General features: G+C 68.0%; 25 protein-coding genes and 1 tRNA gene. 12 read left to right on the forward strand and 14 right to left on the reverse strand.

Annotation, left to right across the window (positions count from 1 at the left end; translation table 11 throughout):
- Positions 1–164: 164 nt before the first annotated feature.
- Together IDM45_RS01305 and purM are read right to left on the reverse strand one after the other, a co-directional pair.
- A complete protein-coding gene (locus tag IDM45_RS01305; protein ID WP_209421304.1) occupies positions 165–1,133 on the reverse strand; it encodes an AI-2E family transporter in 969 nt (322 codons plus the stop codon).
- A 175-nt stretch (positions 1,134–1,308) separates the two neighbouring features.
- Positions 1,309–2,376, reverse strand: coding sequence for a phosphoribosylformylglycinamidine cyclo-ligase (purM, locus tag IDM45_RS01310; protein ID WP_209421305.1), 1,068 nt, complete (start codon positions 2,374–2,376; stop codon positions 1,309–1,311).
- 246 nt (positions 2,377–2,622) lie between these two features.
- Between purM and hda the strand changes: the two genes are divergently transcribed.
- From hda to folK, 4 genes are all read left to right on the forward strand, one after another.
- On the forward strand, positions 2,623–3,315 hold the full coding sequence (hda, locus tag IDM45_RS01315; RefSeq protein WP_209421306.1) for a DnaA regulatory inactivator Hda: 693 nt from the start codon (positions 2,623–2,625) through the stop codon (positions 3,313–3,315).
- A gap of 63 nt (positions 3,316–3,378) precedes the next feature.
- On the forward strand, positions 3,379–4,083 hold the full coding sequence (locus IDM45_RS01320; protein ID WP_209421307.1) for an HAD family hydrolase: 705 nt from the start codon (positions 3,379–3,381) through the stop codon (positions 4,081–4,083).
- Positions 4,080–5,786 carry a polynucleotide adenylyltransferase PcnB gene (gene pcnB, locus IDM45_RS01325; RefSeq protein WP_209421308.1) on the forward strand — a complete coding sequence of 569 codons (1,707 nt, stop codon included), beginning with the start codon at positions 4,080–4,082 and terminating at the stop codon, positions 5,784–5,786. Before IDM45_RS01320 ends, pcnB begins: the two co-directional genes overlap by 4 nt.
- On the forward strand, positions 5,783–6,292 hold the full coding sequence (gene folK / locus IDM45_RS01330; protein ID WP_209421309.1) for a 2-amino-4-hydroxy-6-hydroxymethyldihydropteridine diphosphokinase: 510 nt from the start codon (positions 5,783–5,785) through the stop codon (positions 6,290–6,292). Before pcnB ends, folK begins: the two co-directional genes overlap by 4 nt.
- A 76-nt stretch (positions 6,293–6,368) precedes the next feature.
- Here folK and IDM45_RS01335 read toward each other — a convergent pair whose 3' ends face one another.
- The gene (locus IDM45_RS01335) at positions 6,369–7,292 is read right to left on the reverse strand and encodes a tripartite tricarboxylate transporter substrate binding protein (RefSeq protein WP_325168932.1); all 924 of its coding nucleotides are present in this window, start codon (positions 7,290–7,292) and stop codon (positions 6,369–6,371) included.
- A gap of 217 nt (positions 7,293–7,509) precedes the next feature.
- Between IDM45_RS01335 and IDM45_RS01340 the strand changes: the two genes are divergently transcribed.
- Entirely contained in the window at positions 7,510–7,866 is a 357-nt protein-coding gene (locus IDM45_RS01340; RefSeq protein WP_209421310.1) for a four-helix bundle copper-binding protein, read from the forward strand.
- Between the two features lie 33 nt (positions 7,867–7,899).
- On the opposite strand, the gene IDM45_RS01345 is transcribed toward IDM45_RS01340, so the two are convergent.
- Positions 7,900–8,970, reverse strand: a complete 1,071-nt coding sequence (locus IDM45_RS01345) for a CDP-6-deoxy-delta-3,4-glucoseen reductase (protein ID WP_209421311.1) — start codon at positions 8,968–8,970, stop codon at positions 7,900–7,902.
- A gap of 48 nt (positions 8,971–9,018) precedes the next feature.
- On the opposite strand from IDM45_RS01345, the gene IDM45_RS01350 reads away from it, so the two are divergent.
- A complete protein-coding gene (locus IDM45_RS01350) occupies positions 9,019–9,987 on the forward strand; it encodes an NAD-dependent epimerase/dehydratase family protein (RefSeq protein ID WP_209421312.1) in 969 nt (322 codons plus the stop codon).
- Here the strand turns inward: IDM45_RS01350 and IDM45_RS01355 are convergent.
- The 3 genes from IDM45_RS01355 to IDM45_RS01365 all read right to left on the reverse strand — a co-directional run bounded on the left by IDM45_RS01355 (position 9,975) and on the right by IDM45_RS01365 (position 12,377).
- The gene (locus IDM45_RS01355) at positions 9,975–10,520 is read right to left on the reverse strand and encodes a DUF4124 domain-containing protein (RefSeq protein WP_209421313.1); all 546 of its coding nucleotides are present in this window, start codon (positions 10,518–10,520) and stop codon (positions 9,975–9,977) included. The genes IDM45_RS01350 and IDM45_RS01355 overlap by 13 nt on opposite strands.
- Positions 10,508–10,972, reverse strand: a complete 465-nt coding sequence (locus IDM45_RS01360; RefSeq protein WP_209421314.1) for a hypothetical protein — start codon at positions 10,970–10,972, stop codon at positions 10,508–10,510. Before IDM45_RS01360 ends, IDM45_RS01355 begins: the two co-directional genes overlap by 13 nt.
- 211 nt (positions 10,973–11,183) lie before the next feature.
- Complete coding sequence (locus IDM45_RS01365) at positions 11,184–12,377, reverse strand: acyl-CoA dehydrogenase (protein WP_209421315.1); 1,194 nt, start codon at positions 12,375–12,377, stop codon at positions 11,184–11,186.
- A 185-nt stretch (positions 12,378–12,562) separates the two neighbouring features.
- Here IDM45_RS01365 and IDM45_RS01370 point away from each other — a divergent pair, with 185 nt between their 5' ends.
- The 3 genes from IDM45_RS01370 (at position 12,563) to IDM45_RS01380 (ending at position 15,509) form a co-directional block, all read left to right on the forward strand.
- Entirely contained in the window at positions 12,563–13,543 is a 981-nt protein-coding gene (locus IDM45_RS01370; protein ID WP_209421316.1) for a LysR family transcriptional regulator, read from the forward strand.
- Positions 13,540–15,138 (forward strand): cryptochrome/photolyase family protein, encoded by a 1,599-nt coding sequence (locus IDM45_RS01375; RefSeq protein WP_209421317.1) that lies wholly within the window; start codon positions 13,540–13,542, stop codon positions 15,136–15,138. Before IDM45_RS01370 ends, IDM45_RS01375 begins: the two co-directional genes overlap by 4 nt.
- A gap of 143 nt (positions 15,139–15,281) precedes the next feature.
- Positions 15,282–15,509, forward strand: coding sequence for a hypothetical protein (locus IDM45_RS01380; protein WP_209421318.1), 228 nt, complete (start codon positions 15,282–15,284; stop codon positions 15,507–15,509).
- Positions 15,510–16,652: 1,143 nt separating this feature from the next.
- Here IDM45_RS01380 and IDM45_RS01385 read toward each other — a convergent pair.
- From IDM45_RS01385 to IDM45_RS01395, 3 genes are all read right to left on the reverse strand, one after another.
- A protein-coding gene (locus tag IDM45_RS01385) for an IS5 family transposase (protein WP_411828433.1) occupies positions 16,653–17,413 on the reverse strand; the annotation gives its coding sequence in 2 pieces (ribosomal slippage) (positions 16,653–17,089 and positions 17,089–17,413; 762 coding nt in all).
- Positions 17,414–17,459: 46 nt separating this feature from the next.
- On the reverse strand, positions 17,460–17,681 hold the full coding sequence (locus tag IDM45_RS17410; RefSeq protein WP_232653615.1) for an Arm DNA-binding domain-containing protein: 222 nt from the start codon (positions 17,679–17,681) through the stop codon (positions 17,460–17,462).
- Positions 17,682–17,857: 176 nt separating this feature from the next.
- A tRNA-Leu gene (locus tag IDM45_RS01395) sits at positions 17,858–17,942 on the reverse strand.
- A gap of 45 nt (positions 17,943–17,987) precedes the next feature.
- Here IDM45_RS01395 and cysM point away from each other — a divergent pair.
- The 3 genes from cysM to IDM45_RS01410 all read left to right on the forward strand — a co-directional run bounded on the left by cysM (position 17,988) and on the right by IDM45_RS01410 (position 19,760).
- The gene (cysM, locus tag IDM45_RS01400; RefSeq protein WP_209421319.1) at positions 17,988–18,893 is read left to right on the forward strand and encodes a cysteine synthase CysM; all 906 of its coding nucleotides are present in this window, start codon (positions 17,988–17,990) and stop codon (positions 18,891–18,893) included.
- A gap of 61 nt (positions 18,894–18,954) precedes the next feature.
- Positions 18,955–19,527 carry an NUDIX hydrolase gene (locus IDM45_RS01405; protein ID WP_209421320.1) on the forward strand — a complete coding sequence of 191 codons (573 nt, stop codon included), beginning with the start codon at positions 18,955–18,957 and terminating at the stop codon, positions 19,525–19,527.
- 5 nt (positions 19,528–19,532) lie between these two features.
- Positions 19,533–19,760, forward strand: a complete 228-nt coding sequence (locus IDM45_RS01410; protein WP_209421321.1) for a sulfurtransferase TusA family protein — start codon at positions 19,533–19,535, stop codon at positions 19,758–19,760.
- A 49-nt stretch (positions 19,761–19,809) separates the two neighbouring features.
- On the opposite strand, the gene IDM45_RS01415 is transcribed toward IDM45_RS01410, so the two are convergent.
- Genes IDM45_RS01415 through IDM45_RS01430 form a run of 4 tightly spaced genes read right to left on the reverse strand, consistent with a single transcriptional unit; the run spans position 19,810 to position 24,580 of the window.
- Positions 19,810–21,744 carry a DUF262 domain-containing protein gene (locus tag IDM45_RS01415; protein ID WP_209421322.1) on the reverse strand — a complete coding sequence of 645 codons (1,935 nt, stop codon included), beginning with the start codon at positions 21,742–21,744 and terminating at the stop codon, positions 19,810–19,812.
- Positions 21,741–23,084: a DUF262 domain-containing protein gene (locus IDM45_RS01420; RefSeq protein ID WP_325168933.1), complete on the reverse strand. Its 1,344-nt coding sequence runs from the start codon at positions 23,082–23,084 to the stop codon at positions 21,741–21,743. Before IDM45_RS01420 ends, IDM45_RS01415 begins: the two co-directional genes overlap by 4 nt.
- 18 nt (positions 23,085–23,102) lie before the next feature.
- Positions 23,103–23,489, reverse strand: coding sequence for a hypothetical protein (locus IDM45_RS01425; RefSeq protein WP_209421323.1), 387 nt, complete (start codon positions 23,487–23,489; stop codon positions 23,103–23,105).
- On the reverse strand, positions 23,486–24,580 hold the full coding sequence (locus IDM45_RS01430; RefSeq protein ID WP_232653613.1) for a Sir2 family NAD-dependent protein deacetylase: 1,095 nt from the start codon (positions 24,578–24,580) through the stop codon (positions 23,486–23,488). Before IDM45_RS01430 ends, IDM45_RS01425 begins: the two co-directional genes overlap by 4 nt.
- Positions 24,581–24,611: the final 31 nt, after the last annotated feature.

Here is a 24,611-nt window from a genome sequence, read left to right on the forward strand (position 1 = left end):
GCAGGATAGCCCAAGCCGCTGGGCTTGGCGAGATTTGCCGTGGTGCGATGGTGACACTGCATTGCAGCCTGGAAAATCAGGCCAAAAGCGGCTCAAACCCTTTGCTGGCAAGCGGTGATAGCTATATAAAACATAGCTGAATGGAGGGCTGCCCAGCCCCTTGTTCAGACCAGCTTTTCCGCCTCCAGCTCCTTTTTCAGGTAGGCGTAGAACAGTGGCGCGGCCACCAGCCCGGCGGGGCCGAAGACGGCCTCGGCAACGAACATGACCGACAGCAGCTCCCACACGCCCATGTGCGTGCGCTGGCCGACCACCTTGGCGTTGATGACGTACTCGGCCTTGTGGATCAGGATCAGAAAGGCCAGGCAGGCCACCGCCGCCGTGGGCGAGACCGACAGGCCGACCAGCGTGATCACGGCGTTGCACAGCAAATTGCCGACGATGGGCACCAGCCCGGCGATGAAAGTGAGCGTGATCAGCGCCGGCGTGTAGGGCAGGCGCATGCCCCACAGCGGCAGCACGGCCAGCAGGAAGGTGGCGGTGAGCAAGGTGTTGAACGAGGCGATCCAGAACTGCGCGGCGACGATCTGGCGGAAGGCGTCGCCCAGGCGCGCCACGCGCAGGGTCAGCGCCTGCGCCAGCGGGCCGTGCGAGCGCCCGCGCGCACGCACGGCGGCCAGCGCGCCGATCAGCAGGCCGACATAGGCGTACAGCAGTCCGGCCAGCCAGACACGCCCGGCCACGGCCAGTGCGCCGGCCTTGGCCGCCAGGTAGCCGGCGATGGTGCGCTGGATCTCGGCGGCGCCCTCGGGCAGCTGTGCGGCGATGTCGGGCGGCAGCTTCAGGCGCAGCTCCAACACGGTGCGCGCCAGAAAATCCAGCAGCTCGCGGTACTGCGCCGGCGCAGCCAGGATGTAGCTGCGCGAGTGCGACAGCGCCAGCGCCACCAGCAGCAGCGGCGAGAGCATGACCAGCGCCGCCGCCAGGCTGCCGGCGCGGTTGCTGCCCGGGCCGCCCTGCGGCAGCCAGCTCAGCCGGGCGGCCAGCCAGCGCGTCAGCAAGAAACCCAGGCAGACGGTCAACAGGCCTGGCAACAGGCCTTGCAGCATGACCAGCACCAGTGTGCCGACCATCAGCAGATAGCTGGCCAGCTTGACGCCGCGCGTGGGTTCGTGCCATTCGGGGCCGGGGCGCTGGCCACGCTGGGCCGGCGGCGGGCCGCCCTCCAGCGGCAGCAGCGCCCCGGGGGCGCTTCAGGCGGCGGGTGCGGCCCGGCAGGCATGGAACTTCAAGAAGAAGAAAGGGGCTTCAGGCGATGGCCACGGCAGCGCCGGCGCCGCGCTCGGCGATGCGGCCAATGGTGTGTACGGACTCGCCGTGCTCGGCAAGCAGCGCGCGCACTGCCTCGGCGGCCTCGGCGGCCACCACGACCACCATGCCGATGCCGTTGTTGAAGGTGCGGTTCATCTCGATGTCATCGATGCCGGCGGTGCGCTGCAGCCAGGCGAACAGCTCGCTGCGCGGCCAGCTGCCGGCTGTGAGGTGCGCGGCCAAGCCATCCGGCAGCACGCGCGGGATGTTCTCCAGCAGGCCGCCGCCGGTGATGTGCGCCAGCGCCTTGATGCCCGGAGTCTCATCGCTGTGCGGGTGTGCGGCCAGCGCGGCCAGCACGCTCTTGACGTACAGCCGGGTGGGCGCCATGACGGCCTGGCGCAGCGGCTGGCCGTCCAGCTGCTCGGGCAGCGCGCCCTGGCCTGCGGCGCGCTCCAGGCACTTGCGCACCAGCGAAAAGCCGTTGGAATGTACGCCGCTCGACTGCAGGCCCAGCACCACGTCGCCGGCCTGCACGGCCGCGCCGTTCAGGATCTTGGATTTCTCGACCACGCCCACAGCAAAGCCGGCCAGGTCGTATTCGCCCTCGGGGTACATGCCGGGCATCTCCGCCGTCTCGCCGCCGATCAGCGCGCAGCCCGACAGCTCGCAGCCGCGCGCAATGCCGCCGACCACGGCCGCCGCCGTGTCCACATCCAGCTTGCCGCAGGCGAAGTAGTCCAGGAAGAACAGCGGCTCGGCGCCCTGCACCAGCACGTCGTTGACGCTCATGGCCACCAGGTCGATGCCCACGCTGTCGTGCATGTTCCACTCGAAGGCCAGTTTCAGCTTGGTGCCCACGCCATCGGTGCCCGACACCAGCACCGGCTCGCGGTAGCGCCTGGGTACCTCGAACAGCGCGCCGAAGCCGCCGATCCCGGCCATCACGCCCTCCCGCAGGGTCTTCCTGGCCAGCGGCTTGATGCGCTCGACCAGCGCGTCGCCGGCGTCGATGTCAACGCCGGCGTCCTTGTAGGAGATGGGGGTGGAGGTGGAGGTGCTCATGGAAAGGGAAGGAAAATCTGCCGGGCGACACGCGCGCTCCGGGGGAGCCTGGGGCGCAAACGGCGGATTTTAAGGCGCTGCCGGCGTCCCCCTTAAAATCCGCCGTCCATCGTGCCCTGGCTTTGCGCCAGCGGGCGCGGGCCTTGCGACCGGGCAGCCTCGGTCGTCCTCCACCCGGCATTCCATGCTCCTGAATCTTCCCTCACGCCTCCCACGCCCCTGCGCGCGGCGCGCCCTGTGCCGGCGATGAAGCAGCTGGCCCTGGACATCGGCCTGGCCAGCGGCCCGACGCTGGAGAACTTCCAGCCCGGCAGCAACGCCCAGGCGCTGCAGCACCTGCGCCTGGCCGCCGGCGAGGCGGCGGCGCTGCACTCGCCCGTGCCGATCTACCTGTGGGGCGCGCCGGGCACCGGCAAGTCGCACCTGCTGCGTGCCGCCTACGAGGCGCTGCGCGCCCAGGGCGCGCGCGTGGGCTGGCTCGACCCGGCCATGCGCTGGCCCAGCGCCTTCGACGAGCGCTGGAGCGCCGTGCTGCTGCACGACGTACACCGCTACAGCGAGGAGCAGCAGGCAGCGGCCTTCAACTGGTTCATCAACGCGCTCGACCCGGCGGCCGGCCCGCCGCGCTGGGTGCTGGCCGCCGGCGACCTGCCGCCCGCCGACCTGGCGCTGCGCGAGGACTTGCGCTCGCGCCTGGCCTGGGGCCATGTGTTCCAGTTGCAGCCGCTGGCCGAGGACGAACTGCGCGCCGTGCTGCACCGCCAGGCCGGCGAGCGCGGCATGGCGCTGGCCGGCGACGTGGTGGACTACATGCTGCACCACTTCTCGCGCGACCTGGGCAGCCTGACCGGGCTGCTCGACCGCCTGGACGGCTTTGCCCTGCGCACCCAGCGCGCCGTGACCATCCCGCTGCTCAAGAGCATGTTGCAAGGCGATTGAGCCGGGCGCTGCCGCGCGTTTGTCCTGCAACAGGATTTGCCTGCGTTTCGATCTGAAAGACATATGTCCACTGACCCCACCCCGCAGCGCCCGCGCCTGGCCCTGTTCGACCTGGATCACACGCTGCTGCCGCTCGACTCGGACTACGAGTGGGGCGAGTTCACCATCCGCCTGGGCTGGTGCGAGCGCGGCGAATTCGGCCGGCGCAACCAGGCCTTCTACGACGACTATGTTGCCGGGCGGCTGGATGTACACGACTACGTGCGCTTTGCCACCGAGGCCGTCTGCCAGCGCGGCCAGCAGGCCGCCGAGGCGGCGCACGCGCAGTTCATGCGCGAGGTCATACAGCCGGCCATCCGGCCCGAGGCGCTCGATCTGCTGGCGCGCCACCGCGCCGCCGGCGACGAGCTGGTCATCATCACCGCCACCAACGAATTCGTGACCCGGCCCATCGCCCGCGCCCTGGGCGTGGAGCAATTGCTGGCCGTGGAGCTGGCGCGCGGCGCGAACGGCTGGTACAGCGGCGCCATCCACGGCGTGCCCTCCATGCGCGAGGGCAAGGTGCAGCGCATGGATGCCTGGCTGGCCGCGCGCGGCCTGGCCTGGCAGGACGTGGACAGCACCTTCTACAGCGACTCCTTCAACGACGTGCCGCTGCTGGAGCGGGTCACCCGCCCGGTGGCCACCAATCCCGACGCGCGATTGCGCGCCCTGGCCACCGAACGCGGCTGGCCCATCCTGGAACTGTTTGCCCCGAAAGCACCATGATCAAGACCTTCATCGACAAGCTGCTGGGCAAGAAGGGCGGCGCTGGCGCTGGCCGCGCCGCCGCCGGCAAGAAGCGCTTCGGCAAGCGCGAGGAAGTGCCCGCCAGCGTCCACGGCATCGACCCGCAACTGGTGGACAAGCGCGCCTTCGAGGTGGTGCGCACGCTGCAGGAGGCCGGCCACGAGGCCTACATCGTCGGCGGCGCGGTGCGCGACCTGCTGCTGGGCCTCAAGCCCAAGGATTTCGACGTGGCCACCAATGCCACGCCCGAGCAGGTCAAGGCGCTGTTCCGGCGCGCCTTCATCATTGGCAAGCGCTTTCGCATCGTGCATGTGGTGCATGGCCGCGGGCGCGAGCATGACGTGGTGGAAGTCTCCACCTTCCGCGCCTACCTCGACAACAGCGCCGCCGAGCAGGTCAAGGGCAACGAAAAGACCAGCCGCGCCCAGCTGGCCGGCATGGAGCACGCCGTCGATGCCAGTGGCCGGGTGCTGCGCGACAACGTCTGGGGGCCGCAGGAGGAAGATGCCGCGCGGCGCGACTTCACCGTCAACGCCATGTACTACGACCCGCAGACGCAGATCGTGGTGGACTACCACAAGGGCATCCAGGACGCGGGCAAGCGCGTGCTGCGCATGATCGGCGACGCGGCGGCGCGCTACCGCGAAGACCCGGTGCGCATCATCCGCGCCGTGCGTTTTGCCGCCAAGCTCAGCCCGCTGGGTTTCGAGCTGGAGCCCAAGACGGCCAGGCCGCTGGTGGCCAGCGAGCATCTGCTGGCCGACGTGCCGCAAAGCCGGCTGTTCGACGAAATGCTCAAGCTTTTGCAGACCGGCCACGCGATTGCCACCATCGAGCAGCTGAAAAAACTGGGCCTGGCGCGCGGCATCTATCCGCTGCTGGATGTGGTGGTCGAGCGCGCCGAGGTGCCGCTGGTGCGCGCCGCGCTGCTGGACACCGACCGCCGCGTGGCCGAGGGCAAGGCCGTGGCGCCGAGCTTTCTGCTGGCCTGCGTGCTGTGGCAGGACGTGCAGGCCGGCTGGCAGCAGCGCCTGGAGGCGGGCGAGCACACCTTCCCGGCGCTGCAGGACGCCATCGACGCGGTGTTCGACCAGCGCATCGGCGACGTGTCCGGGCGCGGCAAGCTGGCGGCCGACATGCGCGAGATCTGGGTCATGCAGCCGCGCTTTGACAAGCGCTCGGGCAACACGCCCTTCAGCATGGTGGCGCACATCCGCTTTCGCGCCGGCTTCGACTTTCTGCGCCTGCGCGCCGACGTGGGCGAGGTGCGCGAGGGCCTGGTCGAGTGGTGGCAGGAGTTTTCCATCACCGATGACGCACGCCGCCATGACCTGCTGGCCCAGGTGCGCGAGGAGCTGCGCCAGCAGCAGCGCGCCCAGCAAAAGAAGAATCAGCCGGTGGTGCGCCGGGTGACGCCGGCAGCGCCGCCGCCAGCTGCTGCGGCTGCAGCGGGTGCCCTTGAGCCAGTTGACCCGGTTGATCCGCTTGAGGCACAGACGGCAGCGCTGGCACATGACGACGCGGCGCCGGCCAAGAAGCGCCGCCGGCGCCGGCGCAAGCCTGCTGGCGGCGGCAGCGCCGAGGGCGACGCTGGCGCTGGCGGCCCGAATGGCACGGGCGCTGCGAACGATGTGAACGGTGCAGACAGCGCCGGCAGCCAAGGCCGGCAGGGCGCCGAATGAGTGCCGCCCGGCCCGATGCCGTGTCCGCCTGGATCGGCCTGGGCGCCAACCTGGGTGATGCCCGCGCCGCACTGCGCGCCGCCGTGGCCAGCATGGATGCGCTGGCGGATACGCGCGTGCTGCAAGTGTCCTCGCTGTGGTGCAGCGCGCCGGTGGACGCGCAGGGGCCGGATTATCTGAACGCCGTGGCGCACCTGCAGACCGGCCTGCCGGCCCTGGCGCTGCTGCACGCCCTGCAGGCCATCGAAACCGGCGCAGGCCGCCAGCGGCCCTGGCGCAATGCGCCGCGCACGCTGGATCTGGACGTGCTGCTGTATGGCGCCGAGCGCCACGGCACGCCCGCGCTGACCGTGCCGCATCCGCGCCTGGCCGAGCGCGCCTTCGTGCTGCTGCCACTGGCCGAACTGGCGCCGCATCTGGTCACGCCCGAGCAGCGCGCGGCGGTGGCCGGCCAGCGCATCGAGCGTGTTGCCGATGCGCCTGCCTGGCTCGGCGGCAGCGACTGAATTTTGCTACTTGAACAATAGCTGTCAGCGCTTGCTGGGCAAGGGTTTGAGCCGGATTTGATGCTTAATCCAGGGCTTAATCGACCTTGGCGCCCGAAGCCTTGACCACCTGCTGGTACTTGGCGCGCTCGGCGGCCATGAAGGCGTTGAACTGCTCGGGCGTGGTCGGCACCGGCTCGGCCAGCAGGGCCTCGAAGCGGGTCTTGGTCTCGGGCGCTTTCAGGGCGTCGGTGAAGGCCTTGTTCAGCCGGTCGATGGCCGCCTTGGGCGTGCCTGCCGGGGCCATCAGGCCCCACCAGGTGTCGATGGCAAAGCCGGGGAAGGTGGCCGACAGCGGCGGCACGCCTGGCAGCATGGGGCTGGCCTGCTCGCTGGTCACCGCCAGCGCCTTGAGCTTGCCGGCACGGATGTTGGGCGCAGCCGCCGCCAGGTTGTCGATGTTGAAGTCCACCTCGCCGGCCATCAGCGCCAGCTGCGCCGGGCTGGCGCCGCGATACGGGATGTGCAGGGCATAGATGCCGGCCTTTTGCTTGAACATCTCGCCGGCCAGGTGGCCGGCGCTGCCGTTGCCGCCGCTGCCGTAGTTGAGCTTGGCCGGGTTGGCGCGGGCGTAGGCGATCAGGTCGGCCACGGTATTGATCTTGAGCTGCTCGGCGCGCGCGGCGTTGACCACCAGCACGTTGGGCACGCGCACCATCTGCGTGATGCCGGTGAAATCCTTGGCCGCGTCGTAGGGCATACGGCTGTACAGCCAGGGGTTGACAGCGTGCGTGGCCGTGGCGGCGATGCCGATGGTCAGGCCGTCCGGCGCGGCCTTGGCCACTGCGTCGGCGCCGATGTTGCCGCCAGCGCCGGCCTTGTTGTCCACCACCACAGTGCCCAGGCTGTCGCGCACGCGCTCGGCCAGGGCGCGGGCCGTCACGTCGATGGGGCCGCCAGGGGCGTAGGGCACGACCAGGCGGATGGGCCCCGAAGACTGGGCGTGCAGGCTGGGAGACACAGCCGCAGCGGCTGCGGCCAGGGCGAAAAGGAGGGGGTTCTGCGTTTCATAGGCCGCCGATTGTGCAAAAAATTGCAGCGGCTGCACCGGCTGCGGACTTCCGGGGCTGGCTGCGCTGTCCTACAGGTGTCTCGTCCGGGCCATTTCTAGCATGGCCCGTGGCCGGCTCGACGGCCACTTTCGTACCCCGTTCACCCGCCTGACGAAAGGATTCCGCATGACCCAGCAAGCTCCCTCCACCCTGTCCGCCTCCCGCTACGCCGACTGCATCCAGGCCTGCAATGCCTGCGCCGCTGCCTGCGACTTCTGCGCCGCCGCCTGCCTGCGCGAGGACGACGTGGCGCACATGGCGCGCTGCATCGCGCTGGATATGGACTGCGCCGCCATCTGCCGCCTGGCCGCCGCCGCCATGGCGCGCGCCAGCGACTACGCTGCCGACATCTGCGCGCTGTGCGCCCGTATCTGCGAGGCCTGCGCCAAGGAATGCCAGTCGCACCAGCACGCCCACTGCCAGGAATGCGCCAAGGCCTGCGCGCACTGCGCGCGCATGTGCCGCGAGATGGCCTCGGCCTGAGGGCGACTCCCAGGCCGCAGGCGCCGAGGTAGCTCAGGCGCCGTGCTTGTCGGCCTCGGAGGTGAAGGCGTCGGCAAAGAACTCCTCGGGCGGCAGGCCGCGCTGGGCGCTGTAGCTGTCGCGGGCGGCCTCGACCACCACCGGTGCGCCGCAGGCATAGACCTGGTGGCCCGACAGGTCGGCAAAGTCGTCCAGCACCGCCTGATGGACGAAGCCGGTGCGCCCCGTCCAGCCGTCCTCGGGCAGGGCGTCGGAGACCACCGGCACGTAGCGCAGCTGCGGCATGTCCTGCAGGCGCTCGCGCACCCAGGCGTCCAGGTACAGGTCGCGCGGGCGCCGGCCACCCCAGTACAGCACGGCAGGGCGCGTGATGCCCTTGTGCTGCATGTGCTCGATCAGTGCCTTGAGCGGCGCAAAACCCGTGCCCGAGGCCAGCAGCACCAGGGGCTTGTCGCTGTCTTCGCGCAGGAAGAAGCTGCCGAATGGCCCTTCGATGCGCAGGATGTCCTTTTCCTTGAGCGCCCCGAAGACGTGGTCGGTGAAGCGCCCGCCCGGCATGTGGCGGATGTGCAGCTCCACCGCTGGCGCGCCGGCCTGCAGGGTGTGCGGCGCGTTGGCCATCGAATAGGCGCGGCGCGCACCGTCCTTGAGGATGAACTCGATGTACTGCCCGGCGTGATAGCGGAAGGTATCGGCTGCCGGCAGTTGCAGGCGCAGCTGCATGGCGTCGTGCGACAGGCGCTGCAGTTGCGCCACGCGCACGGGCAGCTTGCGGATGGGATAGCTGCTCTCGTCGGTCACCTGCCGCGACTCGATGACCACATCGGTCAGGGGCCGGGCGCAGCAGGTCAGGATGAAGCCGGCGGCCTCCTCGGCGTCGCTCAGGGCTTTTTGCTGGTGCGGGCCGTGCTCGACCGAGCCGCTGAGCTTTCTGCACTTGCACGAGCCGCAGGCGCCGTCCTTGCAGCCGTAGGGCAGGCCGATGCCGCTGCCGATGGCCGCCGCCAGGATGGCCTGCCCGGCTGGCGTCTGGAAGCTGCGGCCGCTGGGCTGGACGGTGATCTGGTGGGCGGTGTCCGGGGCGGTGCTCTCGGCGCTACTCATGGTGGGCTATCCTCACAGTCGTTCTGGTGCATTACGAAGGCCGCGATTTTGCCCGCCCATCAAAACCCCCTCGGCGCGCTGCCGGCGCGCTTTCGCCGCCCGCGGCTGCTGATCGTCGGCTGCGGCGACGTTGGCCTGCGCGCGGCGCGCGAGCTGGGCGCGGCCAGCGGCGCGCAGCGCTGCCGGGTGCTGGCGCTGACCTCCGACCCGCAGCGCCTGCCCCTGCTGCGCGCTGCCGGCATCACGGCGCTGGTGGGTGATCTGGACAGGCCGGCCAGCCTGAGGCGCCTCGCCGGCCTGGCCACCCGGGTGCTGCACCTGGCGCCGCCGCCGGGGCTGGGCACCGCAGGGCAGGGCGGGTACAGCGGGCTGGCCGATCCGCGCACCGTGGCGCTGGTGCGCACGCTGCGCCGGGGCGCGCAGGCGCAGGCGCTGGTCTATGTCTCCACCAGCGGCGTCTATGGCGACTGCGCCGGGCAGTGGGTGAGTGAGGCGCGCCCGGTGCGGCCCATGACGGCGCGGGCGCGGCGGCGCGTCCACGCCGAGGCTAGCCTGCGCGCCCTGGGGCGCTCGGGCGTGCGCGTGAGCCTGCTGCGGGCGCCGGGCATCTACGCCAGCGACCGCGCGGGCGGCACGCCGCGCGAGCGGCTGCTCAGGGGCGCACCGGCCCTGGTGGAGGCCGAGGACGTCCACACCAACCACATCCACGCCGACGATCTGGCGCGCGCCTGCCTGCTGGCCCTGTGGCGCGGCCGGCCCCAGCGGGCCTGCAACATCAGCGATGCCAGTGGGCTGAAGCTGGGCCAGTACCTGGATCTGGCGGCTGATCTGTATGGCCTGCCGCGCCCGCCGCGCCTGACGCGGGCGCAGGCGGCGCTGCAACTTTCGCCGTTGCAGATGAGCTTTCTGGGCGAGTCGCGCCGGCTGCTCACGCAGCGCATGGAGCGCGAACTGGGGCTGCAGCTGCGCTATCCGACCGTGCTGCAGGGCCTGCAGGCCGGTCTTCAGCGTGGGTAGCTGTTGCCCTGGCGGTCGTAGCAGCGAAAGACGTTGCAGCGGGTGATTTCGGGCGGCGGCGGTGGCGGGCGCCAGTGCGGTGGTCGCCCGCCGTGGCCGGGAAGCGGATAGCCGTAGGGCGGTGCAATGATGATGGGTGCCGGTGCCGGGGTTGGATACGCTGGGTAGGCCGGCGGCGGCGCGGGGTTGCGCAGGGCCTCGATGCGCGCGGCTTCCAGCTCGGCAGCACGTTCGGCGGCGCGCTCGGCGGTTTCGCGCTGCTGGCGCTCATGCTTGCGCGCCAGGGCGGCCTCGGCCTGCTGCTGCTCACGGGCGATGTCCTCGGGGCTTTTCGGTGGCAGCACCTCCTGGACGGCCTGACCACTGGCGCAGCCGCCGTCGGTATAGGTGATGCGCCCGGTGGCCGGGTCGGTGCAGCGCACCACCTGGGCGGCGGCGGGCAGGCACAGCGCCAGCGTGAGCAGCGCCAGGGTGCGGCCCGAGGACTGGCGCAGGGGCTGGGTGCTGCGCGGCGCGCGCCTCAACGCCGCCATTGCTGAGGCGCTGGGCGCCAGCCCTTTTCCAGCGCTTCGCGCTCCAGCGGGGTCAGCGGGCGATGTGCCGGGCGCTGGGCCTGCTCTTGGCGCCGGCGCTCGGCCTGCTGCTCGCGCTCTCGCTGGCGCTCCCACTCGCGGCGCTCATGCTCGCGCCGCTGCTGCTCCAGCCGGCGCTCGCGTTCGCGCTCGCGTGCTTCCTGGCGCTGGCGCTCGCGCCAGGCTTCGGCACGCCAGCCCGGGGGCGGAGCGGTGTAGATCACGGCAGGCGGCTCATACACGGTGATGGCGGGAGATGGCGCCGAGTAGTAGCGCGGGGCGTAGCCGCCATCGCTGTAGTACGGGCTGTACGGCCCATAGGGGTCGCCAGGCACGCTGGCGCAGCCGGTGGCCAGCAGCGCCGCAGCGCTCATCGCGATGGCACGCAGGAGAGGGAGCTGGAGGGAGGGCATGGCAAGGCTCCTGTATGGTGAACCGCCGTGGGCGGGAAGGAGGAGGGCGTTTCGCTGCCGATTGTGCTGCGTGCGCCCTGATCGTGCTGCAGGTGCGCATCCGCAGGGCGTGCAAGACAGCGCTGCACCGCACCAATTCCGAAAATACAGGAAAAAGCCATCAAACCCTTGCCAGTCAAGCGCTTATAGCTATCAATATAATAGCAAAATGTCAGTTGGCAAAGGCGGCGATGCCCGTCTGCGCCCGGCCCAGGATCAGCGCGTGGACATCGTGCGTGCCCTCGTAGGTGTTGACCACCTCCAGGTTGACCAGGTGGCGCGCCACGCCGAACTCGTCGCTGATGCCGTTGCCGCCCATCATGTCGCGCGCCAGGCGGGCGATGTCCAGCGCCTTACCGCAGTTGTTGCGCTTGATGAGCGAGGTCGCCTCGATGACGTTGTGCCCTTCGTCCTTGATGCGGCCCACGCGCAGCGCTGCCTGCAGGCCCAGGGCGATCTCGGTCTGCATGTCGGCCAGCTTTTTCTGCACCAGCTGATTGGCGGCCAGCGGGCGGCCGAACTGCTGGCGATCCAGCGTGTACTGGCGCGCCGTGTGCCAGCAGAACTCGGCCGCGCCCATGGCGCCCCAGGCGATGCCGAAGCGCGCGCTGTTCAGGCAGGTGAAGGGGCCTTTGAGGCCTTGCACCTCGGGGAAGGCGTTTTCCTCGGGCACGAACACGTTGTCCATGACGATCTCGCCGGTGATGCTGGCACGCAGGCCCACCTTGCCGTGGATGGCCGGGGCCGACAGGCCTTCCATGCCCTTGTCCAGGATGAAGCCGCGGATCGGGCCGACGCTGCCGCCCTCGCTCACTTCCTTGGCCCAGACCACGAAGACGTCGGCCACCGGGCTGTTGGTGATCCACATCTTGGCGCCGGTGAGGCGATAGCCGCCGTCCACCTTGCGTGCGCGGCTGGCCATGCTGCCGGGGTCGGAGCCGTGGTCGGGCTCGGTCAGGCCAAAGCAGCCGATGAACTCGCCGCTGGCCAGTTTCGGCAGGTATTTGTGCTTTTGTGCCTCGGTGCCGAACGCGTTGATGGGCACCATGACCAGCGACGACTGCACGCTGGCCATGGAGCGGTAGCCCGAGTCCACGCGCTCGATCTCGCGCGCCACCAGGCCGTAGCTGACGTAGCTCAGGCCGGCGCCGCCGTACTCGGTGGGGATGGTCGGCCCCAGCAGGCCCAGCTCGCCCATCTCGCGAAAGATGCTGGTGTCGGTCTTTTCATGGCGGAACATGTCCAGCACGCGCGGCGCGAGGCGCTCCTGGCAGTAGGCGGCGGCGGCGTCACGGATGGCGCGCTCGTCCTCGCTCAGTTGCTGGTCGAATTGCAGGGGGTCGTCCCATTGGAAATTGCGGCTCATGCTGGTCTCCTTGCGCTAAGAAAATAAAAAAAAGCATGATAGGCAGCGCAAATCTGCGAGGCAAACGATTTGATTTCATTCAGGCATGAGGAAAACGCATGAATCAAGCTAGTGCCTCCCTACAATCGGGCGCCCGTTGTCCCTGCCTCATCCCTGTCTCCCACCTGCCTGCACGAGCGGCGCGAATGCCTACTCCCTTGCCATCCACCCAGGCGCTGGCCTGCCTCGAAGCCGCCGCGCGCCACCAGAGCTATACCCGTGCGGCGCAGGAGCTGTCGCTGACCCAGGGCGCGGTCTCGCGCCAGATCATGGCGCTGGAGGAATTGTTGGGCGTGGCGCTGTTTCGCCGCACGCGCCACGGCGTCGCGCTGACCGAGGCCGGGCGCCAGTACGCGCGCCAGGCAGGCCGCTGGCTGCTGGAGCTGCGCCAGGGCACGCTGGAGATCATGGCGCACCAGGGCGCCGGCGGCAGTGTGGCGCTGGCCGCCGTGCCCACCTTCGCCACGCGCTGGCTGCTGCCGCGCCTGCCGCAACTGGCGCGCCAGCACCCCGACATCACCGTCCATATCGACGTGCGCACGCGGCCTTTCCTGTTTGCCGACACCACCTTCGATGCCGCGCTGTTCGCCGGCACGGCCGCGCAGGTGGCCAACTGGCCCGGCGTGCAGGCGCAGTGGCTGATGCACGAGGACATCGTGCCGGTGTGCAGCCCGCAGCTGCTGGCGCGGGCCGCCCAGCGCGGGCCGGGCCGGGCCTGGCAGCCGGTGGCGCCGCAGGCCATTGCCGGGCTGCCGCTGCTGCAGCAAAGCACGCGCCCGCTGGGTTGGCAGCAGTGGTTTGCCGCTGCCGGGGTGGCGGCACAGCGTACCCTGGACGGGCCACGGCTGGAGCTGTTTTCCATGCTGGCCGAAGCTGCCGCGCAAGGCCTGGGCGTGGCGCTGATCCCGCCGCTGCTGATCGAGCAGGAGCTGGCGCGTGGCGAACTGGTCATCGCCTGCGCTCAGGCGCCGCAGCGCGAGCGCAGCTACTACCTGGTCACGCCCCAGCAGCCCGCCACCCCGGCGCTGGCGCGCTTTGCCCGCTGGCTGGGCCAGACGGCGGGGGCGGATGAGGGCGGGGCGGACGGCTCCAATTCCAATCCCAACTCCAGCCCCGAAGCGCCATGAATCGCACCACAGCGGCAACCGCAACTGCAACCATCACCGCAGCAGCCGCAGCAGCCGCAGCAGCCGCAGCAGCCGCAGCAGCCGCAGCAGCCGCAGCAGCCGCAGCAGACGCAGCAGACGCAGCAGACGCAGCAGCCGGGGGCAGCGCCGCGTTGGTCTGGTTTCGCCGCGATCTGCGCGCCGATGACCATGCGGCGCTGTACCACGCGCTGCGCAGCCATGCGCGCGTGTATTGCGCCTTCGTCTTCGACACCGACATCCTGGACGCGCTGCCCACGCGGGCCGACCGGCGCGTCGAATTCATCCATGCCAGCGTTTCCGCGCTGCACGCCGACCTGCAGGCGCTGGCAGCGGGCAGCGGTGCCCCCGGAGGCGGGCTGATCGTGCGCCATGGCCCGGCGCTGGCCTGCATCGTGCAACTGGCGCGGCAGCTGGGCGTGCGCGAGGTGCTGGCCAACCGCGACTACGAGCCGGCAGCGCGTGAGCGCGACGCGCGCGTAGCCCAGGCCCTGCGGCAGGCCGGCATTGCCTTGTCGCTGCACAAGGATCAGGCCCTGCTGGAGTGCGACGAGGTGCTCAGCCGCCAGGGCCGGCCCTACAGTGTCTTCACGCCTTACCGGCACGCCTGGCTGCAGCGCCTGGACGCCTTCCAGCTCAAGGCCTATCCGGTGGCGCGCCATGCCCGGCAACTGGCGCCGCCCCCGGCAGGTGAAGCCTTGCCGACGCTGGCGCAACTGGGTTTCGAGCGCACCAATCTGGGTGCGCTGGCCCTGCCCACTGGCAGCCGGGGTGCGCACCAGCTGCTGCAGGATTTTGCCGGCCGCATCCAGCACTACCGCGAGGCGCGCGACTATCCGGCGCACAAGGGCGTGTCCTATCTGTCGGTGCATCTGCGCTTTGGCACGCTGTCCATCCGCGCGGCGGCGGCGCTGGCGCAGGCGCGCGCCGTCCGGGGCGACGCCGGTGCGCAGGCCTGGCTGGCCGAGCTGTGCTGGCGCGATTTCTATTTCATGATCCTGTGGCACCACCCGCAGGTCGTGCAGCAGTCCTTTCGGCCCGAGTGCGACCGCGTGCAGTGGGACGAGGCACCGCAGCTGTGGCAAGCCTGGGTGCAGGGGCGCACCGGCTATCCACTGGTCGATGCCGCCATGCGCCAGCTGCACCACAGCGGCTACATGCACAACCGCCTGCGCATGGTGGTGGCCAGCTTTCTGACCAAGGATCTGGGCATCGACTGGCGCCGGGGCGAGCGCTACTTTGCCCAGCACCTGAACGACTACGACCTGGCGGCCAACAACGGTGGCTGGCAGTGGGCGGCCTCCACCGGCTGCGATGCCCAGCCTTGGTTTCGCATCTTTAACCCGGTCATGCAATCGCAAAAATTCGACCCGCAGGGGCGCTTCATCCGCCGCTACCTGCCCGAACTGGCACGGCTGCCGGATCGGCACATCCACTTTCCGGCAGCCATGCCGGCGGCGCAGCTGCAGGCCTGTGGCGTGCGCCTGGGCACGGACTATCCGCATCCAGTGGTCGAGCACGCCAGCGCCCGCCAGCGCACCCTGCAGCGCTTTCATTTCCTGAAGGGTGCTGGTTGAAGGGGGCTGGCTGTAGGCCCGGGCGCGCCTGTCTGGGGGTTGTCGGCTGATGGACAAACGGCCTGTGGCGCGCTTATTCTGGCCAAGACCCCCGCCCGGCACCTGCGCCCCGCAACGCCGCGCCCATGCACGAGGAGACGACCATGGCCACCAACACCCCTACCTACCACGCCCCGGTTTTCGAGCCCACCGTGGATGAACTCCGAACCCTCAAGCAGCTTGAGCTGGAGGCTGTCATGACCGTGCCCGAGGCGCTGCGCCAGCACCTGTCGGGCCGCTTGCTGGACTGGGGCTACATCCGCAAGACGCCCGAAGGCGGATTTGCCATTACCGGCGCCGGGCGGCAACTGGTGCAGCGCCAGGAGGGGTGAACCGTTTGCAGCGCCTTGCTGGCTGCAGCCTGCCGGACTGTCATCAGCGGGTCATGAACGTCCGCCATCATCCTACATATCGCCTAGGCATGGCCCCGTAAGGTTGCTGCCCAGGTGATCGACGCGCGGGGCCATGCAGGGCTGTGCAAGGGCCATGCCCCAGCCGCGCAGATCGACCAGCAAGGAGTTCATAACAATGACGACCAGGCAGACAACCCGCCACGGGCGCCGCTTTTCGACCCAGGTGCCGGGCACGCTTTCTGTGGCCTCGCCGCCCCTGCCGAGCAGACGACCCTGACCCGCCACGCCGCTCGCGGTGGCGTCCGGGCAAAAGGGCAGCTGCGCCAGGGCTCTATTGCAGAAACCCCCTTCGCACAACGCTCTGCCTGGCCGCCGAGGCTGGATTCGTGCTGCCCGCAGGTCTGATGGTCATACCGGCACACCTGCAGGGCAAGGAATACGGCCCCACCGCAACGGCGCCAGGGCATCAGGGAATTGACGGTGTCTGGAAAGGCCAATGCTCCTTTCCAGCCGTGCGGCCCGATTGCCGGGCTGCATCGGGCAGGCGCCAGGCGCCGCCACCGCCGCATTTGCCGAGAACCCTGCGAGACTTTCGAAAGGACAGCGCCGAGATGCCATGCTCCATGCACCGCCATCCAGGAGATCAGCCGGTTGATCCGGACATCCCGGGCAAGCCCCCCGAGCCCGCCGACACGCCGCCGCATGGGATGCGGGCTGCGCAGGCAGTCGGGGGCTGGGGCAAGGCGATGCTGGCTTGAAGCATCCATCCCGCTTCTTCATGGCCGAAGCGCAAGAAAGGCCGCGCTGTGCAACAAGCCTTTCTCGGTTTTTCTGTAGTCGGAAAATTGCACAGCTTCAATGGGTGCATGGCAGCACACTGCACAAATCCATGGCGGGTCTGTCTCCCATGCCGCCGCTCATGAGAAGAGAACAGCGTGGCTCTCCCCTGGAATATGCATCGCCCTGCCCGGCGCTGGCGGGCAATGCTGGTATGCCGATCAGCCCTCGCTGCCCTTGCGCTCACCCCGGTTGCGAAGCCCTGGTGCATGACGGCTCGGGCCGGCGCATCGATCTAGGGCGTGTCATCAATCAATCCCGAGAGCATGGCAGGGTTGCTACCGCTCACGCCAGCCACACCATGGATGCGGCCAGGTGAATGGCCCCCAGGAAGTTGTGCGCGGTCTTGTCGTAGCGCGTAGCGATGGCGCGGTACTGCTTCAAGCGTGCGAAGAAGTTTTCGATCAGATGGCGCGCCTTGTACAGGTCTCGGTCATATGCACGCGGCTGTCTGTTGGTCGCCCGAGACGGAATGACAACCGCTTTTCCCTTGTCCAGCAGCGGCCCGATCAGTCGGGCCTGGGCGTCATAGGCCTTGTCGGCGAGGATGGTCTGTGCGGGCGTGTCCTTGAGCAGGACATCGGCGCCCTTGAGGTCATGCGCCTGCCCAGGGGTGAGGACAAATCCTGTCGGGTTGCCCAGCGCATCGACCGTCGCATGGATCTTGGTGCTCAGGCCTCCTCGGCTGCGCCCAAGAGCCTGCTGATCCGGATCCCCCCTTTTGCACCAGCGCTGTGCTGATGGGCCCGCACGATGGTGGCGTCGATCATCGCGTACTCATCGTCCGCGTCCTGCGCCAAGGCCTCCAACACCCGTTGCCAAACACCTTTGTCGCTCCAGCGAGAGTGACGGGTATGCACGACACGAAAGTCGCCAAAGCGCGTCGACAGATCTCGCCAAGCAATCCCTGCTCGGTAGCGGTATAGCACCGCGTCCACGAACAGCCGGTTGTCTTTTGCCGTGGCTCCGGAATGTCCTGCCTGACCCGGTAGCAGGTCTTTGATGCGCGCCCACTGCACATCACTGAGGGCATATCTCTTACTCATCGCCTTTACTTGCATCGCCTTTACTTGCCGCCGGCGGCCGTAGCTTTCAACTGTAGCGGCGTTGATTGATGACACGCCCTAGCGGGCGCTTCAGAGAAAAAAAAGAAAAGGCCGCACGTTCTCGGAACTGTGCGGCCTTCAGTGTGGTGCAGTACTTGCCCGCCGGCTTGACCAGCAGGTACAGCCCCTGCCCGTCGGTGTGCTTGGTGCCTGCTGCCTTGCCAGCATCAGGCTTGGCGTTCTTCACGAAGGTGTCTGTCAGTGCCATGTGCGTCCCCTGTTGACGGTATCTGCCGGGCTGACGGTATCCGGTACCGTCAAAAGTACCGTCAAAGTGACGGTATGTGGTGGGTCATGGTGGCACGGTACGGGACAAAGAAAAACCCGCAGTGCCTTGTAGCACGCGGGTTTTGGAACGTCTTGGGACGGTATGAGACAGTAATGTGGTGCCCGGGGCCGGAATCGAACCGGCACGCCTTGCGGCGGGGGATTTTGAGTCCCCTGCGTCTACCAATTCCACCACCCGGGCAAACGCAAAAAAGCGAAGTCGCAAATTATGGCACAGTAGCGCCGCATGACGACCTATCCGACCATCGATGATGTCATCGGGCGCACGCCGCTCGTGGCTTTGCAGCGCATCAACGCACAGGACAACGCAGCGCGCGGCAACGTGGTGCTGGGCAAGCTGGAGGGCAACAACCCGGCAGGCTCGGTCAAGGATCGCGCGGCCTTGTCCATGATCCGCCGCGCCGAGGAGCGCGGCAGCATCCGTCCCGGCGACACGCTGATCGAAGCCACTTCGGGCAACACCGGCATTGCCCTGGCCATGGTGGCCGCCGTGCGCGGCTACCGGATGCTGCTCATCATGCCGGAAGACCTGTCCGTGGAGCGCGCCCAGACCATGCGCGCCTACGGCGCCGAGCTGATCCTGACCCCGCGCAGCGGCGGCATGGAGTACGCGCGCGACCTGGCCGAGCAGATGGTCGCCCAGGGCAAGGGCGTGGTGCTGGATCAGTTCGCCAACGAGGACAACCCGCGCATCCACTACGAAACCACCGGCCCGGAGATCTGGGAGCAGACCGGCGGGCGCATCACGCACTTCGTCAGCGCCATGGGCACCACGGGCACCATCACCGGCGTGTCGCGTTTCCTGCGCGAGAAAAACCCGGGCGTGCGCATCATCGGCGCACAGCCGGAGGAAGGCTCGCGCATCCCCGGTATCCGCAAGTGGCCCGAGGAGTACCAGCCCAAGATCTACCAGCCCAGCATGGTCGATGAGCTGGTGCTGGTCAGCCAGGACGACGCCGAGGATATGGCCCGGCGCATGGCGCGCGAGGAAGGGCTGTTCGGCGGCATCTCGGCTGCCGGCGCCTGCTGGGTGGCGCAGCAGATCGCCGCACGCGAGGAGGGCGCCACCATCGTCTTCGTGGTCTGCGACCGGGGCGACCGCTACCTGTCCACTGGAGTCTTTCCGGCTTGAGGATAAAAATCGCCCCCAGCCCTTGCTGGTCAAGCGCGAGCAGCTATTGAAAGAAGAGCAAATGGAACACGCCTACCGCTTCTGCCCGAGCTGCGCCACGCCGCTTGCGCCCCTGGTGCAGATGGAGGACAGCGGCCCCAAGGAGCGCCTGCGCTGCCCGGCCTGCCAGTGGACGCACTGGAACAACCCCACGCCGGTGCTGGCCGCCATCGTCGAGCTGGACGGCAAGGTGCTGCTGGCGCGCAATGCGCTGTGGCCGAGCAAGATGTTCGCGCTGATCACCGGCTTCATGGAGGCCGGCGAGTCGCCCCAGGACGGCATCGCGCGCGAACTCAAGGAGGAAACCAATCTGGACGCGCAGGCCATCACGCTGGTCGGCGTCTATGAGTTCCTGCGCATGAACCAGGTCATCATCGCCTTCCACGTGCGCGCCAGCGGCCAGGTGCGCCTGTCGCCCGAGCTGGCCGACTGGCGGCTGTACGAGCTGCACGAACTCAAGTGCTGGCCGGCGGGCACGGGCTATGCGCTGGCCGACTGGCTGCGCTCGCGCGGGCACGAGCCGGTATTTTTCACGCCCGAGGAAAACGCCGAGCGCCGCCGCGGCCTGGACGCGCCGCAGCCGGCCAAGGATTGAACGTCATGCAAATCGATCACGAAGTGGACGCCCGCGGGCTGAACTGCCCGCTGCCCATCCTGCGCGCCAAGAAGGCGCTGGCGGGCATGGCAAGCGGCCAGGTGCTCAAGGTGGTGGCCACCGACACCGGCTCGATGCGCGACTTCCAGGCGTTTGCCCGGCAGACTGGCAATGAGCTGCTGGAGCAGCGCAGCGAGGGCGAGGAGTTCATCCACCTGCTGCGGCGGCGCTGAAAATTCAAGCCAAATCAGCCTCCAGGGCTTATCCAGCAAGCGCTGTCAGCTATCTTTTTTGAATATCTGCCACCAGCAGCACCAGCATGTCATCGTGGTGCTTTTGCACCTGCTCGTCGCCCCAGCCCTCGCGGCGCGTGATCTCTGCCATGCGTTGCAGCTTGGGGCTTTGCGCTTCTATGCTGCCCTTGGAGTAATCGGCCTTGACTTCGGGCGGATAGTTGCTGAACTTGGAGTTGGCGCTGACACTGACCAGTGCGAGGTTGCCCAGGCAGTGCAGGTTGCCCTGCGATACCGCTGACTGCGCCCCGACCGGCTTCTGCGGGTAAAAATGCTCGATAGAGTTGCGAAACTGGAACTTGAAGTTTCTTTTTGCTTGCTCATCCAGCAGCAGGTAATCCAGGTAGGTGAACACGATGCGGGCGATGCCAAAGCCCTGCGGCTTGGGTTCAGTGTGCACAAAAGCGGATGCCACCTTGGCGCGGGCGAAGTCCTTGAGGAAATTGGCCAGGTCGGCGCTGACAATGGCCTGCGGCTCGGGCTGCCGTACCAACCATTGCAGGGTTTTGGTCATCCAGTGCATGGTGCGCGGCGAGGTGTAAGTGATGCGCAGCATGGACTGCAGCAGCAGCACGTCGCGTGTATCGGAATCGGGCTCGCTGTCCTGGGCCGTGTCCCCGTGGCGAAAGACAGGGGCATAGCCTGGCGTTGATTTGCCCTTGGACATATTCCTTTTCAGACGTTGCAACGACCAGTCTCCTTCGTCATCCTCGGCGCTGACGGCGAACTGGCGCTTCAAAATGAAGTTGTCAAAGAGGTTGCGGCAGCGCAGGAGGGTGAAGGCAAAGTGGCGCACCCATTGCGCTTCCTGGCCCGAGGGCATCGCTTTGGTGAATGACTGGATCAGACGCTTGTCATCCAGTTGCCCCTCATCTTCGTCCTCGCCGCCTTTGACGACCTTCAGGACGTGCAGCAAAAAGACCGGGAATTCGATGGTGGAGCGGAAACGCTCACTGCCTTCCTCTGCGCGGGAGGCGCTCTCGCCGCCCCTGGCGTATTTCTGCAAGGCATCGTCCAGGGACAGAGCTTGGGTGGCCATGCCAGTAGCCGCCTCAGGCTGGGCGGATGAGTGCGCGCTGACAAAAGCCAAGGCAAGGGCCGCAAAGTCAGACAGCTCTAGCCAAGACCAGTCAGGGCCGAAGATCTTCTCGCGCAGGTCTGTGCTTCCACGGGTCAACGCCATCTGCACGTACACATCCATGTCGGCGCAGGCATCCCAGATCCACGCGAAGGTCGCGCGTTCGGATTCGGGCAGCTGGCTCATCAGGCGCGCCTTGACGATGTCCACGGGTTGGAGCTGCTCGCCGCGCGTGTTCATGATCTCGAAGTAGCGGTTCAGATCGGTCTTGGGCGGCAGCGCTGCACGCACGAGCGTCACGCGCGTGCGCAGGAAATCTGCAAAAGCGTGCCGCTCAGCCGGATGGCGCAGCCTTGCGTGCCCCTGCAGGTACTGGCGAATGATGTGCAAGCCCTCGCGGATGGCGCCATCCTCATCGGTCGCCGCATCCCGCGCCTGTCCCAGCGGCGCAGACCATGGCTCTCGTGCGCGCCGCAGTGCTTCAGAGGCCCGCGCGCGGGAGGCATATTGCAGGCAGCCCTGGTGGCAGGCGCCGGAGCTGCTGCCATCGCCTTGCAAGAGTGTCAGCAGCAAGTAGAGCGTGGTCAGTCGCTGCTGCCCATCGATGACCTCGAAGTTGTTGCCGCTTTTATCCCTGGGCGTGACGACGAGATTGCCCAGGAAGTAGCCGCTCTCCTGACCGCTTTCCTGGCGCGCCACCGCGTCCTGAATGTCGCTGATGAGTTGCTCGATCTGCGCAGCTCCCCATGCGTAGTTGCGCTGGTAGATGGGCACGGTGTAGACGGTGTCACCGTCGAACAATCCGCTGACCGTGAGCAATTGGGGATGCAGTTGGTTGGGGTTCATGGTGTACACAGGGGTTGGATGAGGGCCAGGAGTTCTTTTTCGTGTTCCGCGCGCTCTTCTGGTGTGGGCGGCTTGACGGCCAACCGTTGGATGGCCTGCGCTGTGAGGGCGTTGCGCATCAGGACAAAGGGCGAGCTGGCCGGGTTGTCCTTGCCGCGCGCCCGGTTGTCGATGGAGGCAAACTGCACGCGGATCATCTCCACCCGCAGCGCGTAGGCCCAGGCAAAGAGTTTGTCGCGCGCTTGTGGCAGGCCGGCACTGCCGAATTTGTTGGTGTAGTAGAGCAAGGCAGCGGTGAAAAGCTCATGGGTGTAGCGGTAGCGCCCTTGCGACGAGCCGAAGCGGCCAACGCGCTCGGCGGCTTGCTGCTCCACCCATTCCAGCTCCTTCAGCAAAAAGGACACCCTCTCGAAAAAAGGCCGCCCGGCGATCAGCGGTGCATCCAGCTGGAATCGGCTGCGTGCTGCGTCGTGGTCGTGCAGCGTCACGGGTGCCAGCCAGGACGTCAGCAAAGGCATGGCAGTCTGCGCCGCCAGGTGATAGCGCTCGCAAGGCATGAGCGCGCGAGCGTGGGCTGCCGGCGCAATGCCCTTGAACATGCCGATGTCGTGAATGGAAAAGCCCGGCGCGCTTTCGCCGCGCGACCAGCGGGCAATGCGGTAGAGAAAAGTGGCAAAAAGCCGGTGCAGCGTCTTGTCCGGCGTCGACTCCCAGGCCTCGACCACGGCGGTCTGCATGGCAGCCGATTCATTCCGCATTTCCCGCAGGTGGTGGGCCTTGAGCAGATCATGGGGAGCCAGCGGCTTGCCCCGGTAGTTCTGTGAATCGAACACTCGAAAGGCCTCGTCCACGTCGTCGGTCACCACGCGCACCAGTTGGCACCGGTTGCTGATGAAGTCGAGCAGGCTTTCTTTCTCAGCGTCCTCCAGCGCAGCCAGCCGATGCTGCAAGGCTTGCCAAACCAGGCACACCGGTGCCTTGTTCTGGCGATCGGGCAACAGGTTGTGGCACTGGAGCACCGCCATCACCATGCGCAGCGTCAGCAGCCGCTGTTGGCCATCCACCACATCCAGCCAGCCATCGCATTCGTGGAGAATGACTGCGCCCAGCACATACGGGACATCTTCGTCGCGGGCTTGCGCCTGCCTGAGATCGTCCACTAGTTGCAAGGCTGTTTCGGGCTGCCAGCGATAGGGGCGCTGGTATTCGGGAATGCGCAGCTTTTGCGCCAGCAGCGCGCCCACGCTGACGGCGCTGACCCCGGCTTCCTTGATTGCCATGTGCTGCCTTTCATGTGTTGTTGTCAGGGTGCCCTGGTGGAGCCAGCCCGCGCGGGTCACGCATTGGCCGTGCTGCCGTCAAGGCGTAGGCTGTGCGTGCTGCGCGCAGCGTGGGGTGCGATAGCCGCGGATGGATGCCATCTGACTGGGCTTGCCGCACGACTCGCACAGGCGTGCGGACAAGGCTTCGGCCAGGTCGATCATGGCTTGCTGGCGTTCGGTGGCGGGTTCCAGGACAAAGCGCAGCCGGCCCCATTTCTGCTTGATCTGCATGGCTGCTGCCTGTGGCGCGTCGTCCTGTTCGGTTTCCTGTTGCAGGCGCTCGCACAGCGTGTCGATCAGGGTGAACCAGCCATCGCCGCATTGCACTCCCCAGCCCATGGCGCAGGTCTGCCGGTCGGCGTGGCGGTGTTGCAATAGCTGCGGGTGGCGCTGGCACAGCAGGGCATCAAGTTCTGGACTCATGGTGTCGGTCTGCCTGGGTGTGATGAAAGGTCTCGTCCCTGGAGGCGCGCCGCTATTCCTTCCAGCGCCTGCCTGGCCCCCAGTGCCAGTTCGATCGCCTGGGGGTTGTGGATGTTTGCCTCGTGCGGGTTGATGCGAATCAGCTTGCTGCCGCGCTGCTGCAGGCGCCGGGTGAAGTGGCGCACCGTGGCGATGGCGTTGCTGGCGCCGATCTCCAGCACCAGCGGGGCGGGGCTTTGATCCAGCCATCTGTCGAGCAATGCGCGCTGCTGGTCGCTGCGCTCGTGGTTCCAGTGCCAGTCCTCGAACATCAGGATGTTGGGCCGCGCCAGAGCGCCGCAGTGCGGGCACAGCGGCAGCGGCCCCTGCCACTGGCAGCTGGCCTCGTCCACCTGCGGGCGAAGGCCTGCCGTGCCCCAGAGGCTGCCCGTGCAGTTGGCCGAGCACTGCAGCCGGTGGATGGTGCCGTGGCATTCGTACACGCGGGCCGGCGTGAAGCCCGCTTTCTGGAAATGCCCATCGACGTTGCTGGTGAAGACGAAGCTGCCCTGCGCCATGCGCTGGCTCCAGCCGTGCAGGATGCCGAAGCCGGCGTGGGGCGCGGTGGCGCGGTACAGCTTCAGCCGGTGGCCATAGAAGCCCCAGGCGGTGGCCGGGCGCTCCTGGAAGGCACGGGGTGATGCAATGCTCTCGAACGGCAGCCGGGCCTGGGCCAGCGCCGGATAGGCGCGCCAGAAACCCTCCTCGCCCCGAAAGTCGGGCAGGCCGGAGTCGATGCCCATGCCGGCGCCGGCGGCCACGACCATGCTGTGCGCGTTGCTAATCCAGTCGGCGGCCTGGGCCAGCTTGTCCTGCAGCAACAGATCCGGCCCTGCACAGGCCCCGTCCGTGATGCGCCAGTGCTGGCCTTGCTCATCCCAGTCCAGGATGTCGCCGCGCATGGCCGCGCGCAGCTGTCTGGCGTGCTGGTAGCCGATGCGCAGCGCGCGCTGCAGGGCGGCGATGCCGGGGTCGCGACGAAAAAGCACGCTCTGGCGGGCGCGCGGGTACAGCGGGTCGTCGCGACCGGTGGGGGGTGTGTCGGTGGCCATGGCTGCCATCATGCGCCGAGGGTGCGACAAG

Source organism: Melaminivora jejuensis, assembly GCF_017811175.1.
Taxonomy (GTDB): domain Bacteria; phylum Pseudomonadota; class Gammaproteobacteria; order Burkholderiales; family Burkholderiaceae_C; genus Melaminivora; species Melaminivora jejuensis.